This window comes from Promicromonospora sp. NPDC060204, assembly GCF_042728455.1.
Classification (GTDB): domain Bacteria; phylum Actinomycetota; class Actinomycetes; order Actinomycetales; family Cellulomonadaceae; genus Promicromonospora.
Map to the genome: position 1 here is coordinate 1 of NZ_JBHWZO010000476.1, position 1,203 is coordinate 1,203.

At 52.8% G+C, this 1,203-nt stretch carries 1 protein-coding gene; it reads right to left on the minus strand.

Going from position 1 to position 1,203, the window contains the following annotated elements; translation table 11 throughout:
- A partial coding sequence (locus tag ACFWEJ_RS28790; protein WP_377232570.1) for a hypothetical protein occupies positions 1-1,013 on the minus strand: 1,013 nt, incomplete at its 3' end.
- Between the last annotated feature and the right edge of the window lie 190 nt (positions 1,014-1,203).

Here is a 1,203-nt window from a genome sequence, read left to right on the forward strand (position 1 = left end):
TTCTCAATCAGGCCCAGAAGAGGCTTGTTTCTCGAGAAGTTGAGCTCCAGAACCCGAAGGAAAAGTTCGAGATTCTCACTCTCTATACCAATGCGCGAACTGGTGCGAGCATCGCTGTTCGACGAGAGGATCTGCAATGCAAACTGAACTCGTTTCCTTAACATGACGTCGGCGCGCGGTGGAGAAATCGAAAATACGCGCGGGTGGTATCCCGAAACCGCTCCATAGCGCTGCGACTCGTAGTATGTTTCTGGCCGAAGTGTGACAAATACGGTCGCATCCCAAGCGCTGGCCAGTTCGTTCGCTGTGAGGAACACCTCGTTTTGATCCTCATGGTCCCGCTGATCAACGTTATCTAGAAATATGACAACCTGCCGTCGCCGCGTTTTAGATATTCGCGCGATGGAAAGCCTGAGGTGCTCGCTCTTGTTGCTCACCAACTCGTGCAAGTAATCGACGCGCTTTAGCAAATAATCGCTTGGGGCTTGCTCTTTTAGTTGACCGTACACGCTTCGGTCGAACCTAACGAGTTCCTTGCGATAAAGGTCGTTCACGAAGTCCGATTCATCGATGTCAATACCGTGCACCTCTCTAAGGGAATACCGAATGCGTTCGATTGCAAAATCCGCCGGTGTTGCGAATGTCGCACCTCGACCATAGTCAACCGTCACGGCAATTGCATCCTTAAAGACGGCTTTGGCATCCACTGCAACTAGGTGCTGAATAAAGGTACTCTTGCCGGCTCCGACGCCCCCCAATAGGACAATGGGTCGATGCGAGGCGGCCGCAGCAAGCGCTTCGGTTGAAAGAGCAGGATTCACACCACGTTTCAAGGACGCAGGATTTTCGACTGCACCTAACTCGCCTAGCAGGACTGCGTTCCTGCTCTTTAAGAGTTCTTTGGAGACCTGCGCGTACGACGACAATGCGCCGCTAGACGCGTAGCACTGGGTCAAGAAGAGTTCGCTGTACGCTTCCTCCTGCGGCATATCCTCCAGCATCAGCTCACCCATGATTTGCAGATCAGACTGCACGGTGTTTCGGCGTTTCGTTCCCGGATAACCACTGAGGCTTGCGGATAATGGCGCAGGCGGAGCCGCAACACCGAGACTTAATTCTGAGAAGATCCGGCGCCCTAAGAGTCCTTCGTACGACAGGACATTATGGAAGACGACAAAATTTGCCAGGATCGAACTTAGCGAT